Annotated in this window: 16 protein-coding genes; 9 read left to right on the plus strand and 7 right to left on the minus strand. The window is 66.8% G+C overall.

Annotation, left to right across the window (positions count from 1 at the left end):
• Positions 1 to 18: 18 nt before the first annotated feature.
• Complete coding sequence (locus CGZ88_RS00945) at positions 19 to 1,170, minus strand: glycosyltransferase family 4 protein (RefSeq protein WP_101670879.1); 1,152 nt, start codon at positions 1,168 to 1,170, stop codon at positions 19 to 21.
• Between the two features lie 152 nt (positions 1,171 to 1,322).
• Here CGZ88_RS00945 and CGZ88_RS00950 point away from each other — a divergent pair, with 152 nt between their 5' ends.
• The 3 genes from CGZ88_RS00950 to CGZ88_RS00960 all read left to right on the plus strand — a co-directional run bounded on the left by CGZ88_RS00950 (position 1,323) and on the right by CGZ88_RS00960 (position 8,708).
• Complete coding sequence (locus CGZ88_RS00950) at positions 1,323 to 2,552, plus strand: MFS transporter (RefSeq protein ID WP_026645088.1); 1,230 nt, start codon at positions 1,323 to 1,325, stop codon at positions 2,550 to 2,552.
• A gap of 64 nt (positions 2,553 to 2,616) precedes the next feature.
• Positions 2,617 to 7,536 (plus strand): Lhr family helicase, encoded by a 4,920-nt coding sequence (locus CGZ88_RS00955; protein ID WP_101670880.1) that lies wholly within the window; start codon positions 2,617 to 2,619, stop codon positions 7,534 to 7,536.
• Between the two features lie 212 nt (positions 7,537 to 7,748).
• Positions 7,749 to 8,708 carry a GRP family sugar transporter gene (locus CGZ88_RS00960; RefSeq protein ID WP_101670881.1) on the plus strand — a complete coding sequence of 320 codons (960 nt, stop codon included), beginning with the start codon at positions 7,749 to 7,751 and terminating at the stop codon, positions 8,706 to 8,708.
• A gap of 144 nt (positions 8,709 to 8,852) precedes the next feature.
• On the opposite strand, the gene CGZ88_RS00965 is transcribed toward CGZ88_RS00960, so the two are convergent.
• Entirely contained in the window at positions 8,853 to 11,507 is a 2,655-nt protein-coding gene (locus CGZ88_RS00965) for a DNA gyrase/topoisomerase IV subunit A (protein WP_101670882.1), read from the minus strand.
• Positions 11,508 to 11,691: 184 nt separating this feature from the next.
• Here CGZ88_RS00965 and CGZ88_RS00970 point away from each other — a divergent pair, with 184 nt between their 5' ends.
• Both CGZ88_RS00970 and CGZ88_RS00975 read left to right on the plus strand, forming a co-directional pair.
• Complete coding sequence (locus tag CGZ88_RS00970) at positions 11,692 to 13,611, plus strand: FHA domain-containing protein (RefSeq protein ID WP_165778677.1); 1,920 nt, start codon at positions 11,692 to 11,694, stop codon at positions 13,609 to 13,611.
• A 64-nt stretch (positions 13,612 to 13,675) separates the two neighbouring features.
• Positions 13,676 to 14,794, plus strand: a complete 1,119-nt coding sequence (locus CGZ88_RS00975) for an ABC transporter permease (RefSeq protein WP_101670884.1) — start codon at positions 13,676 to 13,678, stop codon at positions 14,792 to 14,794.
• A 35-nt stretch (positions 14,795 to 14,829) separates the two neighbouring features.
• Here CGZ88_RS00975 and CGZ88_RS00980 read toward each other — a convergent pair whose 3' ends face one another.
• Positions 14,830 to 15,021, minus strand: coding sequence for a hypothetical protein (locus CGZ88_RS00980; RefSeq protein ID WP_026645082.1), 192 nt, complete (start codon positions 15,019 to 15,021; stop codon positions 14,830 to 14,832).
• Positions 15,022 to 15,318: 297 nt separating this feature from the next.
• Entirely contained in the window at positions 15,319 to 16,017 is a 699-nt protein-coding gene (locus CGZ88_RS00985) for a LytR/AlgR family response regulator transcription factor (protein WP_165778678.1), read from the minus strand.
• A 303-nt stretch (positions 16,018 to 16,320) separates the two neighbouring features.
• Here CGZ88_RS00985 and CGZ88_RS00990 point away from each other — a divergent pair, with 303 nt between their 5' ends.
• The gene (locus tag CGZ88_RS00990; RefSeq protein WP_101670886.1) at positions 16,321 to 17,589 is read left to right on the plus strand and encodes an alkaline phosphatase family protein; all 1,269 of its coding nucleotides are present in this window, start codon (positions 16,321 to 16,323) and stop codon (positions 17,587 to 17,589) included.
• 155 nt (positions 17,590 to 17,744) lie between these two features.
• On the opposite strand, the gene sepH is transcribed toward CGZ88_RS00990, so the two are convergent.
• The gene (gene sepH, locus CGZ88_RS00995; RefSeq protein ID WP_101670887.1) at positions 17,745 to 18,770 is read right to left on the minus strand and encodes a septation protein SepH; all 1,026 of its coding nucleotides are present in this window, start codon (positions 18,768 to 18,770) and stop codon (positions 17,745 to 17,747) included.
• Positions 18,771 to 18,930: 160 nt separating this feature from the next.
• Here sepH and CGZ88_RS01000 point away from each other — a divergent pair, with 160 nt between their 5' ends.
• The 3 genes from CGZ88_RS01000 (at position 18,931) to CGZ88_RS01010 (ending at position 22,120) form a co-directional block, all read left to right on the plus strand.
• On the plus strand, positions 18,931 to 19,224 hold the full coding sequence (locus CGZ88_RS01000) for a DUF4193 domain-containing protein (RefSeq protein WP_026645078.1): 294 nt from the start codon (positions 18,931 to 18,933) through the stop codon (positions 19,222 to 19,224).
• Positions 19,224 to 19,694, plus strand: coding sequence for a dUTP diphosphatase (dut, locus tag CGZ88_RS01005; protein WP_026645077.1), 471 nt, complete (start codon positions 19,224 to 19,226; stop codon positions 19,692 to 19,694). The genes CGZ88_RS01000 and dut overlap by 1 nt, the downstream gene beginning before the upstream one ends.
• Positions 19,695 to 19,780: 86 nt before the next feature.
• Positions 19,781 to 22,120 carry a RelA/SpoT family protein gene (locus CGZ88_RS01010; protein WP_026645076.1) on the plus strand — a complete coding sequence of 780 codons (2,340 nt, stop codon included), beginning with the start codon at positions 19,781 to 19,783 and terminating at the stop codon, positions 22,118 to 22,120.
• Between the two features lie 139 nt (positions 22,121 to 22,259).
• On the opposite strand, the gene CGZ88_RS01015 is transcribed toward CGZ88_RS01010, so the two are convergent.
• Together CGZ88_RS01015 and CGZ88_RS01020 are read right to left on the minus strand one after the other, a co-directional pair.
• Positions 22,260 to 22,799, minus strand: coding sequence for a peptidylprolyl isomerase (locus CGZ88_RS01015; RefSeq protein ID WP_026645075.1), 540 nt, complete (start codon positions 22,797 to 22,799; stop codon positions 22,260 to 22,262).
• A gap of 128 nt (positions 22,800 to 22,927) precedes the next feature.
• Entirely contained in the window at positions 22,928 to 23,788 is an 861-nt protein-coding gene (locus CGZ88_RS01020; protein ID WP_081664052.1) for a Cof-type HAD-IIB family hydrolase, read from the minus strand.
• Positions 23,789 to 23,868 lie beyond the last annotated feature (80 nt).

The following is a 23,868-nucleotide window of genomic DNA, read 5'->3' on the forward strand; positions in this document are numbered from 1 at the left end:
GGCGCCGCAGCGGCGCCGTCAACGGCGGCGGTCGGCGATCGCGCGCCGGTAGACCTCCTCGAGACGGTCGGCGACGCTACCCACATCGTAACGTGCCAGCAGGCGCAGCTCGCGCTCGTGCAGCGCCTGCGCCCAGTCGGGGTCGACAAGCGCGCGGCGGATGCGGTCGGCGAGCACGCGCGCATGGTCGGCGCCGACGTCGAAGAGCGCATCGTCGTCGCCGAGCAATGTGGAACGATAGCCGGGATTGTCCCCGGCGAGCGTGACGCCGGCGCCCGAGGCGATCGCCTCGAGCAGCACGATGCCGAAGGATTCGCCGCCGGTGGCCGGGAAGACGGCGACGTCGGCGCTCGCGAGCAGCGCCGGTTTGTCCTCCTCCTCGACGAAGCCGAGGAACTCGATCGGCGTGCGCAGCGCCTCGGCGCGGCGTCTGCATTCGTCGAGCAGCGGCCCCTTGCCGGCGAATTTGACGTGGAAGCCTTCGGGGAACATGTCGTGCGCCTCGCCATAGGCGATCGCGTCGAGCAGCAGTTCGGCGCCTTTGCGCGGCACGAACCGTCCGAGGAACACCGCAAGGTGTTCCTCGGATGACGACGGCCCGGTCCGTCTCGCGGCCCGGGCCGCGCCGGCGAGCTTGTCCACATCGACCGGGTTGGGGATGACGACGCCGCGCACGTGCGCGGTCTGTTCGGCATAGCGCGCGGCGACCTGCGAGACGGCGACGACCTCGTCGACGCGGCGGTGCGTCGACGCGTTGATCAGGCCGAGCAGACGGCCGCCGACGCGCGACGCCAGATCGGCCGAGGCGATATGGTAGGTCGCGACGACGCCGGTGTGGCGGGAGGCGGCCGAAAGCACACGTCCGGCCATGAACGGGCTGTAGGGCGCCTGCACATGCAGGATGTCGAAATCATGGGCCGCGAGCGTCTCGCGGATCCTCGCACGCTTCGCCGGCAGCGGGATGCGCATGCGGTTGCCGTTGAAGCGCACCATGACGTTGCGGGAGAGCGGATGGGTGTTGGGCACCGGCGAATCGTGCGTCTCACCGACGAGGTAGTGCACGTCGTGGCCGCGGCGGCGCAGCTCCTCGCCGATTGTGACGATATGCTGCTGCACGCCGTCGAGCACGTCGAGCGTGTCATCGAAGACGAATCCGATGGTCAAAGGCATAGGCGACAGTCTATGTCCCCGAAACGACCGAGAGGGTGAGAGAGACGGATCTGGATTTTCTTGCGGAGGGAATATAATCGGGGCGTCCATTCGTGTCATGTCCATCGATGTTCGTGCATCGATGTCCTGTCCGTCGCCGCAAAGGAGCTGCCATGACCAATCTGCTGCTTGCGATCATCTATCTTGCGTTCATCTCGCTCGGGCTTCCCGACGGGCTGCTCGGCGCCGCATGGCCGACGATGAGCGGCCAGCTCGGCGCGCCGCTGTCCTGGGCCGGCGGCGTCTCGATGGTCATCAGCGCCGGCACGATCGTCTCCGCGCTGCTGAGCGACCGGCTGACATTGCGTTTCGGCGCGGGGCGTGTGACGGCCGCATCGGTCGGTCTGACGGCGCTCGCGTTGTTCGGCTTCTCGTTCGCACCGAACTACTGGACGCTGCTCGTCATGGCCGTCCCCTACGGTCTGGGCGCCGGCGGCGTCGACGCGGCGCTCAACAACTACGTGGCGGTCCACTACACGAGCCGGCATATGAGCTGGTTGCACTGCATGTGGGGCGTCGGCGCGCTGCTTGGCCCGTACATGATGGGCTTCGCATTGTCGCGCCAATACGGCTGGCAGTGGGGATACCGTTCGGTCGGCGTGCTGCAGGTCGTGCTGACGGCTGTGCTCATCGCGAGCCTTCCGCTGTGGCGCAACCGCACGGTCACATCGGCAGCTCCGACGTCGGATACGTCATCGGATACGAAGAAGACGGCGGAGAGGACAGCGGATGAGCCGCGCAAGCCGCTTGGCCTGGTCGGCGTGCTGCGCATCCGCGGCGCCGCGCAGATCCTCATCATGTTCTTCTGCTACTGCTCGATCGAGCAGACGACGATCCTGTGGGCGAGCAGCTACATGGCCGGCGTCGACCATGTGGACGCGCAGACGGCCGCGAGCTATGCGAGCCTCGTGTTCATCGGCATCACCGTCGGCAGGTTCGTCAGCGGATTCCTGACGATGCGGCTCAGCGACGCGTGGATGATCAGGCTCGGCGCTGCGATCATCGTCGCCGGCGTCGTGCTGCTCGCATTGCCGGTGCCGGGCGTGTGGAACGCGGTCGCCGGCTTCGTCGTCATCGGCCTCGGCTGCGCACCGGTCTACCCGTGCATCATCCATTCGACGCCCGCATATTTCGGCGCAGACAAGTCGCAGGCGATCGTCGGCGTGCAGATGGCGAGCGCCTACGTCGGCACGATGCTGATGCCGCCGCTGTTCGGCCTGATCGCGCAGCACACGACGCTCGGGCTGCTGCCGTGGTATCTGCTCGCGTTGGCCGCGGGGCTCATCGTCATGCACGAATGGCTGCGCGCGCTGCGGCGCGACTCGATGCATGCCGTAGGCTGAACGCTCCGCGCAGACACCGCCGACGACTTGCGCCGCGGACGGTCGCAGGACGATAATCGAACATATGGTCGAATGCATGGCATCCTTCAGCGAACCGACGCGGCGCTGGTTCAGCCGCGTCTTCGGCGCGCCCACCGAGGCGCAGACGCTCGCATGGCCTGCAATCGCCGCGGGGGGCGACGTGCTCGTCATCGCCCCGACCGGCTCGGGCAAAACGCTCGCGGCGTTCCTCGCGGCGATCGACCGCGTCATCGCCGGCATGGCGAGCGACGCCGTCGCGAACATCGGCGATGACGCGGCCGCGGCGAAACAGGCGGTGAAAACGACACAGCCAGAGAAGACGGCACAGCCGACGAAATCGAAACAATCGGGGAGGAAGAAGGGTTTCCGGAAGGCGAAGCGCGGTGTGCGCATCCTGTACATCTCGCCGCTCAAGGCGCTCGGCGTCGACGTCGCGAAGAACCTCGAGGCACCGCTCGACGGCATCCGCCACGAATACAAGGCCATGGGACTGGCGGTGCCGCAGGTCTCGATCGCGACGCGCAGCGGCGACACGACGGCGCAGGAGCGCCGCGCGATCGTCGCGCATCCGCCGGACATCCTCGTGACGACGCCGGAATCGCTGTATCTGATGCTCACCTCCAAGGCGCGCGGCATCCTCGAGACGGTCGACACGGTCATCCTCGACGAGGTGCATGCACTCGCCGGCACGAAACGCGGCGCCCATCTGGCGCTGAGCCTCGAACGGCTCGATGCGCGCCTCCCGCGGCCCGCGCAGCGCATCGGCCTGTCGGCGACCGTCAACCCGGTCGAACAGGCGGCGCGCTTCCTCGCCGGCGCGCGCGACGTGACGATTGCGCAGGCACAAAGCTGCCCGCGACTCGACATCAGGATCGTCGACGCGGGCGCCGCGCTCGGCGCGACGCGCACGATGGGAGGGAACGCCGGCTCCAAGGATTCAGTCGACGGCACAACAGCGTCGGCAATGCGCACCACGTCGACGCATATCACCGGCGTGACGCCGGCGATGGAACGCGCGGCACGCAGACGCGGGCAGTCCGATGCGCTGACGCCGCGCGCGGACGGCGCGGCGCCAGCGGGCGGCGGCGAGCCGAACGCCTCCGTGTGGCCGTACATCGAATCCAGTGTGCTCGACGAGGTCCTCGCGCACCGCACGACGCTCGTCTTCGTCAACTCGCGCGGCCTGGCCGAACGCCTCACCGCACGGCTCAATGATCTGTATGCGAGCCGACGCGGCGCGACGCGCGACGAGGGACGCGAACCCGCGCACTACAATTCGCTCATCGGTTCGACGACGAAGCTCGTCGGTGCCGTCGACCCCGACGATGTAGTTGCGATGGCGCACCACGGCTCGGTTTCGAAGGACCGCCGCAAGCAGATCGAAACGCAGCTCAAACAGGGCAGGCTGCGCTGCGTCGTCGCGACGAGCAGCCTCGAACTGGGCATCGACATGGGATCGGTCGACCTCGTCATCCAGATCGCGCCGCCGCTGTCGATCTCCTCGGGACTGCAGCGCGTCGGCCGCGCCGACCACCATGTCGGCGGCATCTCCCACGCGATCATGTATCCGTGCACGCGCCAACAGATCGTCGCTGCTGCCGCGAGCGCCGAGCACATGCTCGCCGGCGCGATCGAGCCGCTGCACGTCCCGCAGTGCCCGCTCGACGTGCTCGCGCAGCAGACGGTGGCCGCCGCGAGCCTCGAACCGCTCGACGCCGACGAGTGGTTCGCCACGGTGCGCCGCGCCGCGCCCTACATGCATCTGGAACGCGACGTCTACGACGCCGTCGTCGGCATGGTCTCGGGCGCCTACGACGGCGAGGAATTCTCCGCCTTCCGGCCGGCGCTCGTCTACGATGCCGCGACGCATACGCTCGCCGCCCGTCCCGGCGCGCAGCGTCTCGCCGTGACGAGCGGCGGCACGATCCCCGACCGTGGCATGTACACGGTCGTGCTGCCCGAGGCCGAGGCCGGACGCGGCCCGCGGCGCGTCGGCGAACTCGACGAGGAGATGGTCTACGAATCGCGCGTCGGCGACATCATCACGCTGGGCACGACGTCGTGGCGGATCGAGCAGATCACGAACGACCGCGTCGTCGTCGTGCCGGCACCGGGGCGCAGCACGCGCCTGCCGTTCTGGCACGGCGAGGGCGACGGCAGGGACTACGGATTCGCTCTGGCGATCGGACGGTGGGTCGGCGAAGTGGGCGCCGGACTCATCGCAGCCGCGCGGGCAGACGTGGACGTGGTTGCCGCGGCGGACGGTGATGCCGAGGACGGTGCTGGCAAGGACAGTGCTGGCAAGGACAGTGCTGCTCAGGGCGACGTCGCCGCACAACCGGCCGTCGCGAAGCCGCGGTTCACGCCCGAGGTGCGCGCACGGCTCGTCGACGACGGCCTCGACGATGCCGCGATCGACGCGGCCGCCGCATTCCTCGCCGCGCAGAAGGCCGCGACCGGCGTCATCCCGGACGCCACGCACATCGTCATCGAACGGTGCCGCGACGAGGAGGGTGACTGGCGCGTCCTCGTGCACGCCCCCTTCGGACGGCGCGTGCACGAGCCGTGGGCGCTCGCGATCAATGCGCGGCTGCTGCAGCGCTACGGCGTCGACGGGCAGATCTACGCGGCGGACGATGGTCTCGTCATCCGGTTGCCCGACGGCGATGGCTCGATCGACATCGCCTCGCTCATCGCCTTCGACGCCGACGACGTCACACGCCTTGTCGAGACGCAGGTCACCGGCAGCGTGCTGTTCGCCGCGCGGTTCCGCGAATGCGCGGCGCGCGCGCTGTTCATGCCGCGCGCCGACCCGTCGAAACGCGTGCCGCTGTGGCAGCAGCGACTGCGCGCCGCGCAGCTGCTCACGGCGGCGCGCACGCACCGCAACTTCCCGCTGCTGCTCGAGACGGCGCGCGAATGCCTGCAGGACGTCTACGACGTGCCGGCGCTGCGCGAAGTGCTCGACGGGCTCGCCGACGGTCGCATCGGCGTGTACGAAAGCGTCACGACGACGCCGTCGCCGATGGCCGAGCAGCTGCTGTTCGGCTTCATCGGTTCGGTCATGTACCAGTACGACGTGCCGCAAGCGGAACGCAACGCGCGGCTGCTGTCGATGGATCCGCAGGTGCTCGAACGGCTGCTCGGCTCCGACGACCTCGCGTCGGTGCTCGACGACGCCGTCATCGACGACGTCGCGGACGCGCTCGCGCGGCGCACGTTCTGGAACACGCTCGCCGACGACGACGTGCGCGGGCGCGTGCACCGCTATCTGTCGACGCACGGACCGTTCACGGCGGACATGATGATCGCCGACCTGCGGCTGCCCGCCGAGGCGTGCATCGACGAACTCAACGCGCTGCAGGCGTCCGGCGAGGCGCTCGCCGGCCGTTTCGACGACCGTCTGCCCGCCGACGTGCCGCAATGGGTCGCGCGCGATGTGCTCAAACGCATCCGTTCGCGGTCGCTCGCCAAGGCGCGCAAGTCCATCAAGCCGGTCGCCGTCGCGGACTTCCAACGTTTCGTGCTTGAGCGGCAGGGCGTCGGTTCCGCCGGCGGCCAGCGTTTCGACGGCGTCGACGGCGTCATGCGCGTCATTGAGCAGCTCGAGGGCGCCGCGCTGCCGATCGACGTGTGGGAGTGCGCCGTGTTCCCCGCGCGTGTGCGCGACTACACGCCGACGATGCTCGACGAGCTCGTCGCCGCGGGGGAGGTCGTCTGGGTCGGGGCGTCGTCTGCGTCGTCGTCTGCGTCGGCGTCTGCGTCGTCATCGTCATCGTCGGATGGGCTCGCCGCGGTCATGCTGTTTCCCTTCGATTCGACGCAGCTGCAAGAGCGATGCGCGCCGGTGGATGCGCAGACGCAAGCGCAGACGAAGACACAGACGAACGATGACGGACGCGCGGACGACGACGGATCTACGGACGACGCATCGGCGCCGCTCGGCGTCGGCGACGCGATCGTCGCCGCGTTGGCGGACGGCGGCGCCTACGGGCCGCAGCCACTCGAGGAACGCGCACGCGCATGCTGGGAGCGTGCGGGCGCCGAGCCGTGCATCGACGAGACGACCGGCGAAGTCGTCGGCACCGCGTGGAGTCATACGCGTTTCGAGGATGCGCTGTGGTCGCTCGCGCGGCGCGGACGTATCACGAACTCGTCATTCGCGGTGGCACGCGCATCGGAGACGCGCGGTGCGCCGGCACGTCCGACGCGACGCCGCCGCATGCGCGCGCATATGCCACGGCCGACGATGAACGGCGGCCTGTGGTCGCTCGTGCGCGCGGTCGGCGAACCGTGCACGCCGGAGGAACGTGTCATCGACCTGATCGATGTGCTGCTCGACCGCTACGGCGTCATCACGCAGCCGGTCGTCGACCACGAGGGCGTTCCCGGCGGCTTCTCGGGCCTCTATCCGGTGCTGCGGCGCATGGAGGAGCAGGGCGTGCTGATGCGCGGCGTGTTCGTCGACGGCTTCGGCGCGGCGCAGTTCGCCAGACGCGAGACCGTCGACACGATGCGCGGATTGATTGGCAACGCGCCGGCCACGGTTGCGCTCGACGCGTCCGACCCGGCCGTCCTCTACGGCACGGCGATCCGCTGGCCCGAGCCGATGCGGATGACCGCGGTGCAGAACGCGGACAGTGCCGATGACGCGGACGACGCGGCGTGTACAGGCGGAGCCAAGCCGATGCGTCGCGCGGGGTCGATCGTCGTGTTGCGCGGCGGCGACGCGCTGCTGTACGCGGCGCCGAAGTCGGGACGACTCGTCATGTTCGACGAGCCGATCAGCCTCGCCGAACGCGCATGCACGGCGCTCGCGGACATGCTGCGGCGCCTGCCGGGCGGATCGGTCACGTTCCGCGACTGCAACGGCGTGCCGCTCACGGCGAGGCTCGCGGTCACGCCGGCGTTGCGCGCCGCCGGTTTCGCTCCATCTCCGCAAGGCATGAAGCTCTACCGGTGAGCTCGCTGCAGACGGGCGCGTCGGAGCAATGCCGCGACGCTATGAGCAAAAGACGGCCACGTCCTGCCACATGACGGGCATAGAATAACTGACGTCGTGCCGCCGTTCGTCCCGATATACGGCGGACGGCGCCCCCGCGCGCCGCCGTGGCGTTCGTGGATTCGCGACGACGGACACTCGCACACGGAAAGGCAAGGGAGGGCGTCTTTCGCATGGACATGCTCATCGCGCTGCTGCCGGCGCTGTTCCTCGGATCGAACAGCGTCATCACGGCGAAAATCGACGGCAAGCCGAGTCAGGGAACACTGGGCACGACGATCGGCGCTGTCATATTCGCCGTGCTCGTCTCGGTGTGCTACACGGTGCCGAACGCCGGACTGGCCTTCGCATTCAATCCCAGCATCTGGCTCGTAGGCCTGTACTCGGGCGTCTTCTGGACGATCGGCTCCTTCGGCCAGTTCTCCGCGCTCAAGCCGTTGGGCGTCTCGATGGCGATGCCGATTTCGACGGCCGGACAGGTCGTCGGCAACGCGCTGCTCGCCGCGATCGTGCTCGGCCAGTGGCGCACGCTCAACGTCTGGATCATCGGTGTCATCGCGATCATCCTCGTCACATCCGGCGCCGTGCTGTGCTCGGCGAAGGACTCGGCCGCTGACGCGCGCCGGATCAGCGCGAAGGACATGCGTTTCGGTCTGGGCGCGCTGCTGTTCTCGACGATCGGCTTCATGCTGTACTTCATCTTCCCGAACCTGCTGCACCATACCGGATTCATCTCCGACGCCATCTACGATGCGCCGAGCGGCGACGGACTCTATTACATGACCGCCGTCATCCTGCCGCAGTCGATCGGGCAGATCATCACGGCGCTCGCGATCGTCAACTTCGTCGAACGCGACCGCACGCTCATCCTGCACCGCAAGACGGCGTTCAACATCATCACCGGCCTGCTGTGGGCGGTCGGCAACATGCTCATCTTCGTGTCTGCGGCGAACCCGCACGTCGGACAGGCGATCGCGACGACGTTCTCGCAGCTCGGCGTCATTGTCTCCACCTACGGCGGCATCGTCGTGCTGCACGAACACAAGACGAAACGCCAGATGGTCGCGATCCTGCTCGGCACGTTGCTCATTGTCGCCGGCGCCGTCCTGATGGGCCTCTATACGACGACCTGAGGCCGGCGCACGCGAAGTCCGCGAACGCGGCATATGCATGATGCACCCGAACCGTTCGCGAGGACGACCGTCCGCGAACGGTTCGGGTGCATCATCTGACCGATGCGTTCGCGGCGACGCCCGTCCGTGAACGCATCGGGTGTCTTATGCGACGTAACCGATCGGGGCGGGCAGTTCGCTGCCGGAGCCGTCGCGACGCATATCCGGGGCGGGCAGTGCGACCATGTGTCCCGATTCGGTGCACGCGACGAGCGGCCACGCGTCCACATACGCGCGGATCAGCGTGTTCTGTCCCTTGAGGAACCGCTGCGAACGCACGCCGCCGGTGCCGCGCCCCTTCGTCGGATACAGCGCGAGCGGCGAGACCTTCGCCGATCCGGTGTCGGTGCCCAGCAGCGATGCGCCGTCGCCGGCCACCGTGAGCACGACCGCGCCGTGCGCCGGCGACGTCGTGCCGTCCTCGCGCGTCTCCTCGGCCGTCCACGCCAGTTCGTCCTCGTGCACGACGGCGAAGGCGAGCACCTCGCAGCCTTCAGCGAGACGGATGCCCGCCATGCCGCCCGCTGTACGCCCCTGCGGACGCACCTGTTTGGCGTCGAAGGTGAGCAGCGACGAATCAGTCGAGACGAAGACGAGCCGGCTGCCGTCCGGCGCCTCGCGCGCCGCGAGCAGCTCGTCGCCGTCCTTGAGATCGATGACGCCCCACGAATCCATCGTCGTCGGCGACTCCCTGTTCCACCGTTTGACGACGCCGCCGCGCGTGCCCAGCGCGAGCGGCGCGGCGTCCTCGCCGTCCTTCAGCAGTGCGACGACGGCGATGACGCGTTCGCCGTCGACCGGCTCCGTGCTGGCCGTCGACGACACGAGTTCGCGCGCGTCGATGCCTGCGGACAGGTCGAGCGGCGCGGTCGCGGTGATATGCGGCAGCTCGACGGCGTGGGCGAGCACGAAGCGTCCCGCCGACGTGACGATGCCGTAGTCGGCGCGCGTGCTCGTCGTGATCATCGACGTAATGCACATGTCGCCGTCCGTCACATCCGATGGCGTGCGCGCCGCCCAGACCTCAGCCGCCGACGGGTCGAGGCGCGCGATGCGTCCGGCCGCGCTCAGCGCGACGACGCACGGCTCGTCCTCAATCTGTAGCGCGCTCGCCGCGTCGCCCTTGCGCGCGGCCGCCACGTCCGCCGCGGCCTCGGAGACCTGCTCGACGTGGCGCGCCGCATTGAGCGCGAACTCGTTGAGCGTGCCGTCAGCGTCGCGCGCCGTGACCGGCGTGAGCCTGCCGTCGGCGTCCACGTCGAGCAGCACGGTGCGCCGCGGCGTGCCGTAGGCGGCGACGGTCTCGTCCATCTCGCGTTCGACGACCTCGTCGAGGGCCGCGTCGGACGCGAGGATCGCCTCGAGTTCGTCGATCCTGCCGCGCAGCTCGTCGCGTTCGGCCTCGAGCTCGATGCGGCTCATCTTCGTGAGCCTGCGCAGACGAAGGTCGAGGATGTACTGCGCCTGCACATCGTCGAGGTCGAAGACGGCGATGAGCTTCGTCTTCGCCGCGTCCGCGTCGTCGGACGAGCGGATGACCTGGATGACCTCGTCGATGTCGACGAGTGCGAGCAGCAGACCCTCGACGAGGTGCAGTCGTTCGAGCGCCTTGCGCCTGCGGTATTCGCTGCGCCGGCGGATGACGCCGCGCCGATGCCCGATCCACACGTCGAGCATCTCGCGCAGCCCCATCGTGTGTGGACGACCATCGACGAGCGCGACATTGTTGATTGTGAAGTTCTCCTGCAGCGGCGTGTGCTTGAACAGCTGCGAGAGCACGGCGTCCGGGTCGAAGCCGGTCTTGAGTTCGATGACGATGCGCGTGCCGTTGTGCCGGTCCGTCAGATCGATCGCGTTTGAGATGCCTTCGAGCTTGTGGTTCTTGACGCCTTCCGAGATGCGTTCGAGCACGCGTTCGGGGCCGACCATGTACGGCAGCTCGGTGACGACGATCGCCTTCTTGCGCGCCGTGACATTCTCGATGTGCGTCGCCGAACGCGTCGTCAGCGAGCCGCGTCCGCTTTCGTAGGCCTCGCGGATGCCGTCGCGGCCGATGACGATGCCGCCGCCCGGCCAGTCCGGACCGGGCAGGTAGTCCATCAGCTCGTCGAGCGTGGCCTCGGGATGGCGCATGACGTGCTTGGCGGCGGCGACGACCTCGCCGAGGTTGTGCGTCGCCATGTTCGTGGCCATGCCGACGGCGATGCCGGAAGCGCCGTTGACGAGCAGGTTCGGGATCGCCGCGGGCAGCACCTCGGGTTCCTTGAGCTTGTTGTCGTAGTTCGGCGTGAAGTCGACGGTGTCCTCGTCGAGTCCGGCGTTCATGCCGAGCGCGGCCGGCGCCAGACGCGCCTCCGTGTATCGGGAGGCCGCCGGGCCGTCGTCGAGCGAACCGAAGTTGCCGTGGCCGTCGACGAGCGGCAGCCGCATCGCGAAGGGCTGCGCAAGGCGCACCATCGCCTCGTAGATCGCCGAATCGCCGTGCGGGTGCAGCTTGCCCATGACCTCGCCGACGACGCGCGCCGACTTCATGTACGGGCGCGTCGGCAGCAGGTTCATCTCGCCCATCTGGTAGACGATGCGTCGTTGCACCGGCTTGAGGCCGTCGCGCGCGTCGGGCAGCGCGCGGGCGTAGATGACCGAATAGGCGTATTCGAGGAAGGATTTGCTCATCTCCTCGCCGAGCGGCGTCTCGACGATGTGTTCCTTGACCGTGCGCGGATCATAGGCCGCTGCTGGCGGCTTGCGACGCGAAACCATGCTGACTTCCTCCATATGACTTGAGAACCGTACCATTCTAGCAAGCGGGCGGATGGCTGCGCGGCGGCGTCCGCGCATCGGCGGCTGTCGCTACACTGGGCGGTGCGGACGTGCGCCATGCATGAGCGTGCAGCGAAGGGACATGCCCGCGCAGAGAGCATCCTGCAGCGGAAGGAAACCGAAGATGTCAGGTACCCCCATGCCGCCGCAGCGTCCGGCGCCGCCGAATCCCGTGCGCCCGCCGCAGGCCGGCGTGAACCGTTCGATGCCGGCGCCTCGCCAGTCACAGGGCGTGCCGCAGCCTCGCGTCGCGGCGCCGCGTCCGCAGCAGCCGCCGCGCGCCGCCGCCGACCAGACGCGCACGTTCTTCGGAGGCGGCCATTTCGGTCCCGAAACCGTCGTCATCATCGAGGATGGCAACGCGAGCGTCTACCCGCTTGCCGGCCACGAGGTCTGGGCGTTCGGGCGCGCGATGAGTCAAGATTCGGGAGTACCGACGCTGCGTGTGCATTCGAGCATCGTCAGCGCGAACCACGGCGCCTTCGTGCTCGTCGACGGCCGCTGGCACTACCAGTCGCGCCAGACGACGAACCCGACCTACATCAACGGACGCAGACTGCAGCCGGACGCGCGCTATCCGCTCGCCGACGGCGACCTCATCCGCATCGACGGCGATCTGGGCAATCCCGATGCGCAGGGCGTCATCATCATCTTCACCGTCGACCAGAACCTCGGCCTGTGGCGTTCGTACCCGCTGCCACGGCAGGAGGGGCGCACGACGTACATCGGCCGCGCCGCCGCGCCGGACACGATCGTGCAGAACGTGCCCTATGTCTCGCGCAGGCACGCGCGCATCGACTTCGTGCGCGGGCAATACGTGATCCGCGACATCAAAAGCCGCATCGGCACCTATATCGACGGCCGTCCGCTGCGCGGCGCGCATGTGCTGCAGGAGAAGGACGTCATCGCGATCGGCGACTGCCGCTTCTATTTCACGAAAGGCACGATCGTTTACGACCAGCGCGTCGGCGCCGGCGTGCGAGCGGCCGCGCAGCCGACGCCCATGCCGTCGATCGCCGTGCCCGCGCCGGCCGCCGCGACGGGACCTTTGGCGATGCCTGCGCCGATCACGACGGCGCTCGGCAAGCGTCCGGCATCGCCGGCGCCGAGCACGGCCGTGCAGCCGACGGCCGCGCAGATCGCGCAGCCCGTCATGCTCGACGTGCAGATCGACGACAAGACGGTCGGCGGCAGGCATCCGAAGACGCTGCTCAAGGACATCCATTTCCAGATCCCGCAGCACAGCCTCGTCGCGATCATCGGCACGTCGGGCGCCGGCAAGACGCTGCTGCTCAACTGCCTGTCCGGCAAGGACTCGCTGTACAACGGGCACACGCGCTACAAGAACCAGAAGGACCTGCGCGCCCACTACAAGAACCTCGGGCCGATGATCGGCTACGTGCAGCAGAGCAACGTGTTCCTGCAGGAGCTCACCGTCTTCGAGGAGATCTACTCGTCGGCGAAGCTGCGCATGGCCGAGGATTCGTCGCGCGCCGAGATCAAGGAGCAGGTCGACTCGGTGTTGCGCAAGCTCGACATCTACGCATTGAAGGATTCGCCGATCAAGAAGCTCTCCGGCGGCCAGAAGCGCCGCGTGAGCGTCGCACGCGAACTCGTCGGCTACAAGCCGGTGCTGTGCCTCGACGAACCCGACGCCGGCCTGAGCTACATCGACAAGGACAAGCTGTTCACGAAGCTGCGCGACATCGTCCACCCGCCGCGCGACATGCGGCGCACGGCCGGCGAGGACGGTTCGGAACGCGTGCTGTCGATCATCATGGTCATCCACGAGATCGACATGCTCGACATGTTCGACGAGGTCATCGTCGTCGCCGCGCCACGCGCGAAGGACCCGGGGATGCGCAATCCCGGACGCCTCGCGTTCGCCGGCACGCCCGCCGACGCCCTTAGGCACTTCGGCGGCGCGAAGGACTTCCGCGAGATGTTCAAGAACCTCAACGACCAGATCAGCGACCCCGATCACATCACCTTCACGCCGTATGAGGTGCCGGGGCTCGCTCCGCAGACGCCGCTCGGCGCATGAGACGACGCATGTGCGGCCGGCGAATGCTAAGAACGAGAGTGGACGAGAGTAGGGGAGTGCAACGATGAAGATGGTGCTCAGGCAGTTCGCGAGCTGTTTGGACGTCGCGTTCAAACTACTGTTCCGCGGAGGCAAAAGCCTCGTCATCATGATGATGTTCCCGATCGCGGGCGTCGCGATCGTCATCGCCGTCGCAGGAGACAACGTCTACCATCTGCAGACGGCGACGAAATCGGTCGCGTTCCTGCTCATGTGCACCTGCATCTGGGGCGGCCTGTTCAACTCGGTGCAGGTCGTCGTCAAGCAGCGCACCGTGCTGCAGGCCGACCTCGCCGCCGGACTCTACCCGGTCGCGTTCACGCTCGCAAACGCGATCGTGCAGTTCCTGCTGTGCGCGTTCCAAAGCGCCGTGCTGTGCCTGTGCTTCCCCGGCATCGCGCTCGTCTACGACGCGCGGCCGCCATCCTCGGGCGCGCTGATCGGCGGCCCCGGCGGCGTCTACTGGGAGTACTACATCACATTCCTGCTGTTGTTCTACGCCTCCGACGCGCTCGGCATGGTCGTCTCCACATTGATGAAAAGCGCCGAGACGGCGACGTCGGTCACGCCGTACATCCTCATCGTCGAACTCGTGTTCTGCGGCATGCTCTTCGAACTCAAGGGCATCCTCAACAAAATCTCGTACGGCATGATCAGCCGCTGGGGCATGGAGGCGCTCGGCACGACGAGCGACCTCAACTGCCTGCCGCTCAAGGACCCGAAGGAACAGGACGAGAACTCGTCGTCCGGGGGTGCGGCCGGCGGCGCGAGCGGCGAGCCGTCCGCCTCGCCGTCGCCGTCCGTCTCCGACGACGACGCGATGCCGTCCGGCGACCCGTCCGCGTTGGGCGATGCCGCCGATGCCGCAGGCGCCGCGAACCCCGACGCCGCCGCGGCGGCCGACCCATCGGCGCTCGCGGCCGCGAAGCCGAAGCTTCCCGACGACCTGTCCTACTGCCCGGCCGGCATGAAGGACGAGATGCTCGACGGCGGCGGCTTCAAATACAGCGACGACTACCTCTACAACGACTGGCACATCGCGAAGGCGTGGATCATCCTCGGCTGCTCAGCGCTCGCGTTGTTCGTCATCGCCGACCTGCTCGTGCACCGCTTCAAGAACACGAACAACCTCGGCAGGGAGTGAGGGGACGGGCGTGGAGGCTGCGGCATCGTCGATGACTACAACGATTCCGTGCCCACGGCGTTTCCGAATGGTTCCTCGTCGGCGTGGTATTCCTTGTTCCGTTTCTCGAAGAGCCGGGAAAGATCGGCGATTCGGATGATGCGTGTTGATTCGGCATTCTCGTCGTATGCGTTCATGCCGCTTGCCGACGAGCTCTGGTGCTGAGGTTCTTCTTCCGATATCTTCATTATGTCGTCCTTCGCAGGCTGATTGTGCATGTGCAGTGATATGAGCGGCATAGATCTGATGCGTTATTCAGATGCCTCGATGCCGGTGTCGTCATGGCCGATTGTGCTCTGTGGTCGATTGTGCATCTGCGCTTTGTCGCACATCGTACTTCGGCATATAGGATGCCGTATCGAGACGATGATTGCCGAGAAGCGGAGATGTGTTTTTTCTTACGGGTAGTCGACCATTTCTCACTTCTCTCGACATGTGCGACCGTCGTGTTGGCAATGTGGATGCCGACAGGGGCATCGTGGACCCTACTGATTGTGACGAACGGCAGAGAGCGGAGCGTGGTATCGATGAGGTCGGAGATGGCTGATCGGCACATGTGTGCCGTCGGTCAGTACGAAATCGCTTTTCGTGATCGCGTTGACGAAGTCGAAGTTCACCAGATAGCTCGAATGGCAGCGGTGGAAGCGCGACGGCAGGCGTTCGGCGACGTCGGACAGCTTCATGTACGTGCGCACAGTGCCGTTGTTCTCGCCGTGGAAGACGGCCACGCGCAGCTTGCTCTCCACATACATGACCTGCGCTGGCCTGACGACGTAGGAGGTATTGTTGAAGCGCACGGCGCAGGGCTGCTCGCGCAGGTCGCGCAACCGGTTCAGCGCGCGGCGGAACGTGTCGGAGAGCTCCTGACGCCTGACCGGTTTGAGCAGGAAGCCGATGTGCCGCGTGTCGTAGACGACCGAGCAGTATTCGACGTGCCCAGTCACGTAGATCACCTGCACGCAGGGACGGTCGGCGAACATCTGCATCACCTCTTCGATGCCGTTCTCCCCGTCGCCCAGACAGATGTCGGCGAAGACGATGTCCACCTGCTGCCCGTCGAGTTCGCCCAGACTGGCGTACATGTCGATCCTGCAGTCGAGTTCCGCGGGAATGAGTTCCCGGAGCATGTCGTGCAGGCCGGCGCATTGCTCGGCGTCGTTATCCACAATCGCGATACGGTACATGATTTCCCTTTCCTGCTCGTGCCCACCAGCTTTCTCCACTAGCACCGATAAGCGGAAATCGTTATACAACGCCGGATATGCCTGATATGCCTCGACGTCATAAGTTCCCGACGCCGTGTCAGAAATGACGTCCCCCGCGCATGTATCGTCATGATTCCACATGACGATTATGACATGAACCCGTACGTTTCTTACATCATACATTCAATGTGGTCATGTACTGCTGCTACGGGCGGACGGCGGCGCGGCCGTCCCGACCGCCGCACACACACCGCGTCCGACAAGCGCGGTTGAATGGGAGCCATGAGCATTGACGTTCCGGATATGACGACCCTGTTGCGATTCGTGCCGACCGCGCAGTACGGGGACACGATCGACACGGCGCGCCGCTGTGACGTGCCGGCGCCGTTCACGCCGGCCGATACGGCGCCGCGCGGGGGAGCGCTGCACCTGTCGTCGGTGCTGCCGGCGCTGAGCGCGGCGATCGGCGTACCGACGACGACAGCCGTGCATGAGGAGCCCGCGGCGCTCGCATCAGCGCTCGGCATCCCCCAGGCGCGCAGCGCGATCGTCGTGCTCGTCGACGGCCTGGGCTTCTGGAACCTCAAGATGAGCCTCGGCCACGCGCCGTATCTGCGCGCATTGCTGCACGACGCGGTAAACGACCGGCCGATCTGCACCTGCTCGCCGAGCACGACGACGGCCGCGATGGCGACCTTCGGCACCGGCACCTGCCCGGGGCTGACGTCGATGACCGGATACACGCAGCGCAACCCGCTGACCGATGAGATCTGCCAGCTTATTCAGTTCCGCGGCGCGCCGCATCCCGAGGATCTGCAGCGCGTCGAGACGGTGTTCGAGAAACTCGCGGCGCAGGAGGTGCGCGTCACAAGCGTCAGCCTGACGCGGTTCATGGCGTCGCCGCTGACGCGCGCGGCGCTGCGCGGCGCGCACTACATCGGCAAGGACAATCCGCTCGACCGCATCCGCGCGGCCGCCGACAGCGCGAAGGAGCCGGGACTGACCTACCTGTACCTGCGCGACGTCGACAAGACCGGACACGCCGAAGGATGGCGGTCCGAACAGTGGACGACGACGCTCGAGAGGATCGACGGCCAACTGGAGACGCTGCGCAGGCTCGCGCCGCGTGGCACCGTGATCGTCGTCGTCGCCGACCACGGCATGGTTGCGATCGACCCCGAACGACAGATCGACGTCGCCGCCGAGCCGCAGCTACTCGACGGCGTGCGCATGTTCGGCGGCGAACCGCGTTCGGTCATGGTGTACACGGACGACGGCGCCGACGTCGATGCGCTCGCCGCACGCTGGCGTGCACGGCTCGACGGGCTCGCGTGGGTGCGAACGAAGGACGAGGCGATCGACGCGGGATTCTATGGCCCGGTGAGCGAGGAGACGCGGCAGGTGCTCGGCGACATCGTCGTCGAAGCCGCCGACGATGTGACGATCGTCGATTCGCGCACGCAGACCGAGCTCGCGATGGCGATGCCGGGCGTGCACGGCTCGCAGACGATGCTCGAAATGGACATTCCGTGCATCGTCGACATGACCTGAACATGAGGACATCGTCTGCATCGACAATCTGATTTGCGCGGACGATCTGATCTGCGCAGATCAGATCGTCGATGTGGCTACAGCGGATACCGCATGAGGGCGTGTTGTCTGGTTTGGCTACGCCTTCGGCTTGCCAGCAGTGTTGTCTGGTTTGGCTACGCCTTCGGCTTGCCAAACATGATCTCATCCCAGCTGGGGACCGGGGGACGGTGGCGGTCGGTGCGGCGGTCGGACTTGGATTCGTCGGCGCGCGCGTCGGCATGCCGTTCGTCCGTGTGAGAAGCCGTCTGGGCGTCGTCGCAGGAGGCAGTTGTCCCGGACGGCTGCGGCTCGGGGGAGATCTCAGGCTGCTGCGGCGCGGACTGTGCTGCGGACTGCGCCTGCGCCTGCTCAGCCTGCTGCGCCTGCGGCGGCGCGGCGTCGGCGGGGTCCATCATATCCGGCTGCTGCGTGGCCGGCGTATCGCGGGGTTGGTTCCATGCGGCGACCGTCTGCTCGATGCGGGCGGAGCGCGCCGAATCGCCGGGCAACGAAATCGACGAGGGGATCGCGTCGTCGGGCACGTCGTCACCGCCGTTCACCGTGGCGGCGGTCATATCCGTCTCGCCGATGAGCTTGCGCGCGGCGTTGTTGATGCACACGACCGAATTGTCGTGCATGTTCCATGACCATTCCGCATGGATCGGGTGTCCGGCGGATGTGAAGGAGGCGGTGATGCGCCACGGTTCGAGGCCTCGCCGCGTCGCCTTCCACTCGACCTCGTCGCGCCGCACGCGCGCCGCGGCGAAGGTGCGTTCGATGACATCGCCGAGCGAGCGCATCCGCGACTCCTTGGGGGCGGGCACGCGCAGGAACTGCTCGATCGCGTAGTTCTTCTCCGATTCGATGGCCGACGAGAAGCGGCGCACGAGGATCGGGCTCAGCCCGTAGCGTTCGGCGACCTGATCGGGCTCCATGCCGGCGCGGATGAGCGCCTGGATCTGCGAGATCGGCAGCGTGCGCTGCTGCGCGGGCGCCTCCTCGACGTGCCGTTCCGATTTGATCTGCTTGGCTTCGAGCAGGGCGCGCTCGAGCGTCTCGTCGATGTCCACGGCGAAGGAGGAGCCGCCCACGGCGAACACCAGCAGGCCGGTCTTCGTGACATGGTCGAACCGTGCAACCGGGTAGGAGTCACCTGCCATAGCCAACACCTCTTTCATCCAGAATGTGAACGCTTTCCATTGTGCCCCACGTGTCGGATTTTGCGTAACGACTTCATCGTGTATCCTATGCGGGGAAAACCATGTATTGTATGGTGCGTCGCAATGATTAAGTCGCCATCAATCGATGAAAGGAATCGCTATGGCACAGGATTATGATTCCCCGCGCAACAAGGACGAGGATGAGGAGTCGCTGCAGGCGCTCGGCAAGAGCTCGCAGAACTCCGCGACCGATATGGACGACGACGAGAACGCGATCGCCGAGGACTACGAGCTGCCCGGCGCCGATTTGAGCAACGAGGACGCATCGGTGACCGTCATCCCGATGCAGGGCGACGAGTTCATCTGCTCCGAATGCTTCCTCGTCAAGCACCGCAGCCAGCTCGCGTACACGACGCCGGACGGCCAGCCGGTGTGCAAGGAGTGTGCGGCCTGATGAGCTTCGACCCCGCATACAACGAACCCGAATCTACCGAGGTGCTCGTCTGCCCGGTCGACCCGGCGCATCCGGTCGAACTGCGCTACGCGCACGCCGGGGACGCCGGCGCCGACCTGATCACGACCGAGCATGTGGAGCTCGAACCTTTCGAACGGGCGCTCGTGCACACCGGCGTGCGCATCGCGCTGCCGGCAGGCTATGTGGCGCTCGTGCATCCGCGTTCGGGCCTCGCCGTGAACAAAGGCGTGACGGTGCTCAACGCGCCTGGCACCGTCGACGCCGGATACCGAGGCGAGATCATGGTGCCGTTGATCAACCTCGACGCCCACGAACGGGCCATCTTCGAGGCGGGCGATCGCATCGCACAGCTCGTCATCCAGCGTTATGTCGAGGCGACTTTCGTGCCAGCCACGGCGCTGCCCGGATCCGACCGGGCCGAACGCGGCTTCGGGTCGACGGGGGCATAGAGGCGTGCCGATCGGCGGCGTGCCGCGCGTAGAATGAAATGACGCCCGTGGGAAGACGGCGCGTGGATGAGAGAGGAGCATGGACGATGGCGGACATGGACGAGGAGATGCAGCCGGCCAACATGCTCGGCTGCGAAATCAGCGAGAACCCGCTCGATCCGCTTGCCCCGATCTTGGCCATCTGCCGGCAGCACCATCCGGACGAGGACATGGAGATACTCTCGCGCGCCTACCGGCGCGCCGTGCTCCAGCATTCGACGCAGCGGCGCAAATCCGGCGAGCCGTACATCATCCATCCGCTCGCCGTCGCGCAGATCCTCGCCGACCTCGGCATGGGTCCGCTCGTCGTCGCAGCAGGCCTCCTGCACGACACGGTCGAGGACACCGACTACACGCTCGAGGAATGCCGCGCCGAGTTTGGCGACACGGTGGCCGGGCTCGTCGACGGCGTCACGAAGCTGACGAAGATGGACTACGGCGACTCGGCGCAGGCGGAGACGATCCGCAAGATGGTCGTCGCGATGAGCCGCGACGTGCGCGTGCTCGTCGTCAAGCTCGCCGACCGCGTACACAACGCGCGCACCTGGCGCTACGTCAAGCCGTCGAGCGCGCAACGCAAGGCGCGCGAGACGCTCGACGTCTACGCGCCGCTCGCGAACCGTCTGGGCATGAACGCGATCAAGACGGAGCTCGAGGAGCTGAGTTTCAAGGTCCTCTACCCGAAGATCTACAACGAAATCGTCATGCTCGTCGCGCACCGCGCCGGCCAGCGCGAGGTCTACCTCAAGCAGATCATCGCCGAGATCAACGAGGATCTCGGGGATCTCAACATCCACGCGATGGTCACCGGACGACCGAAGGACTACTTCTCGATCTATCAGAAGATGATCGTGCGCGGCCATGATTTCTCCGACATCTACGACCTCGTCGGCGTGCGCATCATCGTCGACACAATTCAGGACTGCTATGCCGTGCTCGGCGCCGTGCATGCGCGCTGGAGCCCGGTGCCGGGCCGGTTCAAGGACTACATCGCGATGCCGAAGCTCAACATGTACCAGAGCCTGCACACGACGGTCGTCGGCCCCGGCGGCAAGCCGGTCGAGATCCAGATCCGCACGTGGGACATGCACCGGCGCGCCGAGTTCGGCATCGCCGCGCACTGGAAGTACAAGGCGAACGGGCAGGCCGGACGCGCGCTGAGCACGCCGGACAAGGCGGACCGCGAACGCGGCAGGCAGGAGCTCGAGGAGGCCGACAACCTCAAATGGATCCAGCAGCTCGCCGACTGGACGAGCGAGACGCCGGATTCGAACGAGTTCCTCGGTTCACTCAAGGAGGACCTCGGTTCGGCCGAAGTGTACGTGTTCACGCCGAAGGGCAAGATCGTCTCGCTGCCGGCGGACGCCACGCCGGTCGACTTCGCGTACGCCGTGCACACCGAGGTGGGTCACCGCACGATGGGCGCGCGCGTCAACGGGCGTCTCGTCCCGCTCGACACGACGCTCGAGAACGGCGACACCGTTGAGGTCCTCACGAGCAAGTCGGATACGGCCGGCCCGTCGCGCGACTGGCTGAGCTTCGTCAAAAGCCCGAAGGCCCGCAACAAGATCCGCCAATGGTTCAGCAAGGAGCGGCGCACCGAGGCGATCGAGGAGGGCCGCGACGAGCTGACGCGCGCGATTCGCAAACGCAACCTGCCGGTCAACGCGCTGCTGACGCCGGAGGCGATGGTCGGCGTGGCCGACGACCTCAACCTGCCGAACGCCGAAGCGGTCTACGCGGCGATCGGCGAGGGGCAGGTCTCGACACAGAACGTCATCTCCCATCTGGTCAAGGACGCCGGCAGCGACGAGGTCGCCGAGGAGGCGGAGGAGGAGGTGCTGCCGCTGCGCGTGCCCAAGCGCCGCCACGCCGGCTCCGGCCCGGGCATCGCCGTCAAGGGAGTCACCGACATCTGGGTCAAGCTCGCCAAATGTTGTATGCCGGTGCCCGGCGACAGCATCATCGGCTTCATCACGCGCAACGAGGGCGTCTCGGTGCACCGCGTCGACTGCCTCAACATGATCAACCTCAAACACCGTGAACCCGAACGCGTCGTCGAAGTGTCGTGGACGAACGACAAGGGCCTGTTCATGGTGCGCATCCAGGTCGAGGCGCTCGACCGTCCGCATCTGCTTTCGGACGTGACGCGCGTGCTCTCCGACCACGGCGTCAACATCCTGTCCGGTTCGATCGCGACCGGCTCGGACCGCGTCGCCACGAGCCAGTTCAGCTTCGAGATGGCCGATCCGCAGCATCTGAACACGTTGCTGTCCGCGGTGCGCAAGATCGACGGCGTCTTCGACGTCTACCGACTGACCGGCGCGAAGGACTCCGCGCAGCCGCGCATGCGCCGCATCCGCGACGGCCTCGACGCGCAGCACTGAGCGCACGGGCGGCATCGACACGTCATCAGCAACGACAAGCGGACGGGAGGGGTGTCCCTCCCGTCCGCTTATGTCGTCACGAAACCGGCCGCCGTCGCGACGTCGTTCGTCGTCGCGGGGCCTCGGCGGCCGAAAAGCCTCAGTCCTTGACTTCGATCGATTCGATCATGACCGGCTCGAGCGGGCAATCGCGCGCATCGGTCGCGACGGAGTCGATCCTGTCGACGATCGCCTTCGACGCCTCGTCGGCGACCTCGCCAAAGATCGTGTGGTGGCCGTCGAGCCACGGCGTCGGCACCGTCGTGATGAAGAACTGCGAGCCGTTCGTGCCGTGCAGCTTGCCGTCGGCGCCGCGGGCGAGGCCGGCGTTCGCCATCGCGAGCAGGTAGGGGCGGTCGAACTTGAGCGTCGGGACGATCTCGTCGTCGAAGTCGTAGCCGGGGCCGCCGGTGCCGGTGCCGAGCGGGCAGCCGCCCTGGATCATGAAGTCCTTGATGACGCGGTGGAAGGTCAGGCCGTCGTAGAAGTGTTCGTTGGACTGCTCGCCGGTGAACGGGTCGCGCCAAGCCTTCTGGCCGGTGGCCAGACCGAGGAAGTTCTCGACGGTCTTGGGCGTCTTGTCGTCGAACAGGTCGATCGTGATATCACCTTCGGAGGTGTGCATGATAATAGTGGTCATACCTCGACACGGTAGCATACGGCCGCGCTCGCGCACGACGCTGCGCCCGACGGCGAACGGAGCGCCGCGCGCAGAATCGATGATGTCAATGAATCGATGATGTTGCTGAATCGATGATGCCGATGTCGTCACAGCACACCGAAATGCCGCAGAGCACGCACGACGCCGTCGTCGTCAACGCTTCGCGTGACGTAGTCGGCGGCCGCCTTCGCGTCGTCGGTGCCGTTGCCCATCGCGACGCCGATATGCGCGTAGCGCAGCATGTCCACGTCGTTGCCGCCGTCGCCGAAGGCCATTGACTGTTCGCGCGTCAGTCCGGCGTCGGACAGCAGCGCTTCGATGCCACGGTCCTTGCCGCCCGAGGCCGGGATGAGGTCGACGAAATCGGGATGCCAGCGCACGCCGCGCACATTACGGCATTCCCCGACGATCGCATGCTCGTCGTCGCGGCCCACATAGGGGCTGATTTGGTAGATGCGATGGTCGCCGATGCGCGTATGCGGGTCGATGAAGCGCAGCTTCGGCGCCGTCTTGCCCAGCGATTGCCACATCGCGCGCATCCGTGCGGAATCGTGGTTGAAATATGCGGTGTCGCGTTCGCCGAACACGGCGACGACGTCCGGATGACGGTCGAGCCAGCCGACGATCACGCGCACGTCCTCCTCGTCGATCGGCCGGTCCGCGACGATCGTGCCGTCGCTCCTGTAGCAGATTTGGCCGTTGACGGCGGCGATGCCGTCGAAACGGATCGGCAGCGCGTCGAGCACGACTTTCATCTGTTCGGGGGAGCGGCCGGTGCAGATGTAGATGCGGATGCCCTTCGCGCGCAACGCGTCGAGCGCGTCGATCGTCGAGGGCGGCACCTCGTGCGTCGTGAAGCTCGTCAATGTGCCGTCGATGTCGAAGAACACGGCGCGCACGTCGCGCCCCGCCTCGCGGGCGGCTGCGTCGTTCGCGTATCGGTCGGAGTCGGTTGTGGTCGTCGTCATGGAGGTCAGTCTATCGTGCGCCGCTGCCGTTATTGTCGTCGCCGTCGTCGTCGCATGTGGACGCAGACGGCAACGTCGCC

The sequence above is a fragment of the Bifidobacterium anseris genome (assembly GCF_002860345.1).
In the GTDB taxonomy this organism is placed as follows: Bacteria; Actinomycetota; Actinomycetes; order Actinomycetales; family Bifidobacteriaceae; genus Bifidobacterium; species Bifidobacterium anseris.

What these genes read in the sequence shown, in the direction of transcription:
- CGZ88_RS00950 (WP_026645088.1), top strand. Translation starts at nt 1,323, where the DNA reads ATGACCAATCTGCTGCTTGCGATCATCTATCTTGCGTTCATCTCGCTC.
- CGZ88_RS01000 (WP_026645078.1), top strand. Translation starts at nt 18,931, where the DNA reads ATGGCACAGGATTATGATTCCCCGCGCAACAAGGACGAGGATGAGGAG.
- CGZ88_RS00970 (WP_165778677.1), top strand. Translation starts at nt 11,692, where the DNA reads ATGTCAGGTACCCCCATGCCGCCGCAGCGTCCGGCGCCGCCGAATCCC.
- CGZ88_RS00985 (WP_165778678.1), bottom strand. Translation starts at nt 16,017, where the DNA reads ATGTACCGTATCGCGATTGTGGATAACGACGCCGAGCAATGCGCCGGC.
- CGZ88_RS01010 (WP_026645076.1), top strand. Translation starts at nt 19,781, where the DNA reads ATGGCGGACATGGACGAGGAGATGCAGCCGGCCAACATGCTCGGCTGC.
- CGZ88_RS00955 (WP_101670880.1), top strand. Translation starts at nt 2,617, where the DNA reads ATGGTCGAATGCATGGCATCCTTCAGCGAACCGACGCGGCGCTGGTTC.
- CGZ88_RS01020 (WP_081664052.1), bottom strand. Translation starts at nt 23,788, where the DNA reads ATGACGACGACCACAACCGACTCCGACCGATACGCGAACGACGCAGCC.
- CGZ88_RS00980 (WP_026645082.1), bottom strand. Translation starts at nt 15,021, where the DNA reads ATGAAGATATCGGAAGAAGAACCTCAGCACCAGAGCTCGTCGGCAAGC.
- dut (WP_026645077.1), top strand. Translation starts at nt 19,224, where the DNA reads ATGAGCTTCGACCCCGCATACAACGAACCCGAATCTACCGAGGTGCTC.
- CGZ88_RS00965 (WP_101670882.1), bottom strand. Translation starts at nt 11,507, where the DNA reads ATGGTTTCGCGTCGCAAGCCGCCAGCAGCGGCCTATGATCCGCGCACG.
- sepH (WP_101670887.1), bottom strand. Translation starts at nt 18,770, where the DNA reads ATGGCAGGTGACTCCTACCCGGTTGCACGGTTCGACCATGTCACGAAG.
- CGZ88_RS01015 (WP_026645075.1), bottom strand. Translation starts at nt 22,799, where the DNA reads ATGACCACTATTATCATGCACACCTCCGAAGGTGATATCACGATCGAC.
- CGZ88_RS00975 (WP_101670884.1), top strand. Translation starts at nt 13,676, where the DNA reads ATGAAGATGGTGCTCAGGCAGTTCGCGAGCTGTTTGGACGTCGCGTTC.
- CGZ88_RS00945 (WP_101670879.1), bottom strand. Translation starts at nt 1,170, where the DNA reads ATGCCTTTGACCATCGGATTCGTCTTCGATGACACGCTCGACGTGCTC.
- CGZ88_RS00990 (WP_101670886.1), top strand. Translation starts at nt 16,321, where the DNA reads ATGAGCATTGACGTTCCGGATATGACGACCCTGTTGCGATTCGTGCCG.
- CGZ88_RS00960 (WP_101670881.1), top strand. Translation starts at nt 7,749, where the DNA reads ATGGACATGCTCATCGCGCTGCTGCCGGCGCTGTTCCTCGGATCGAAC.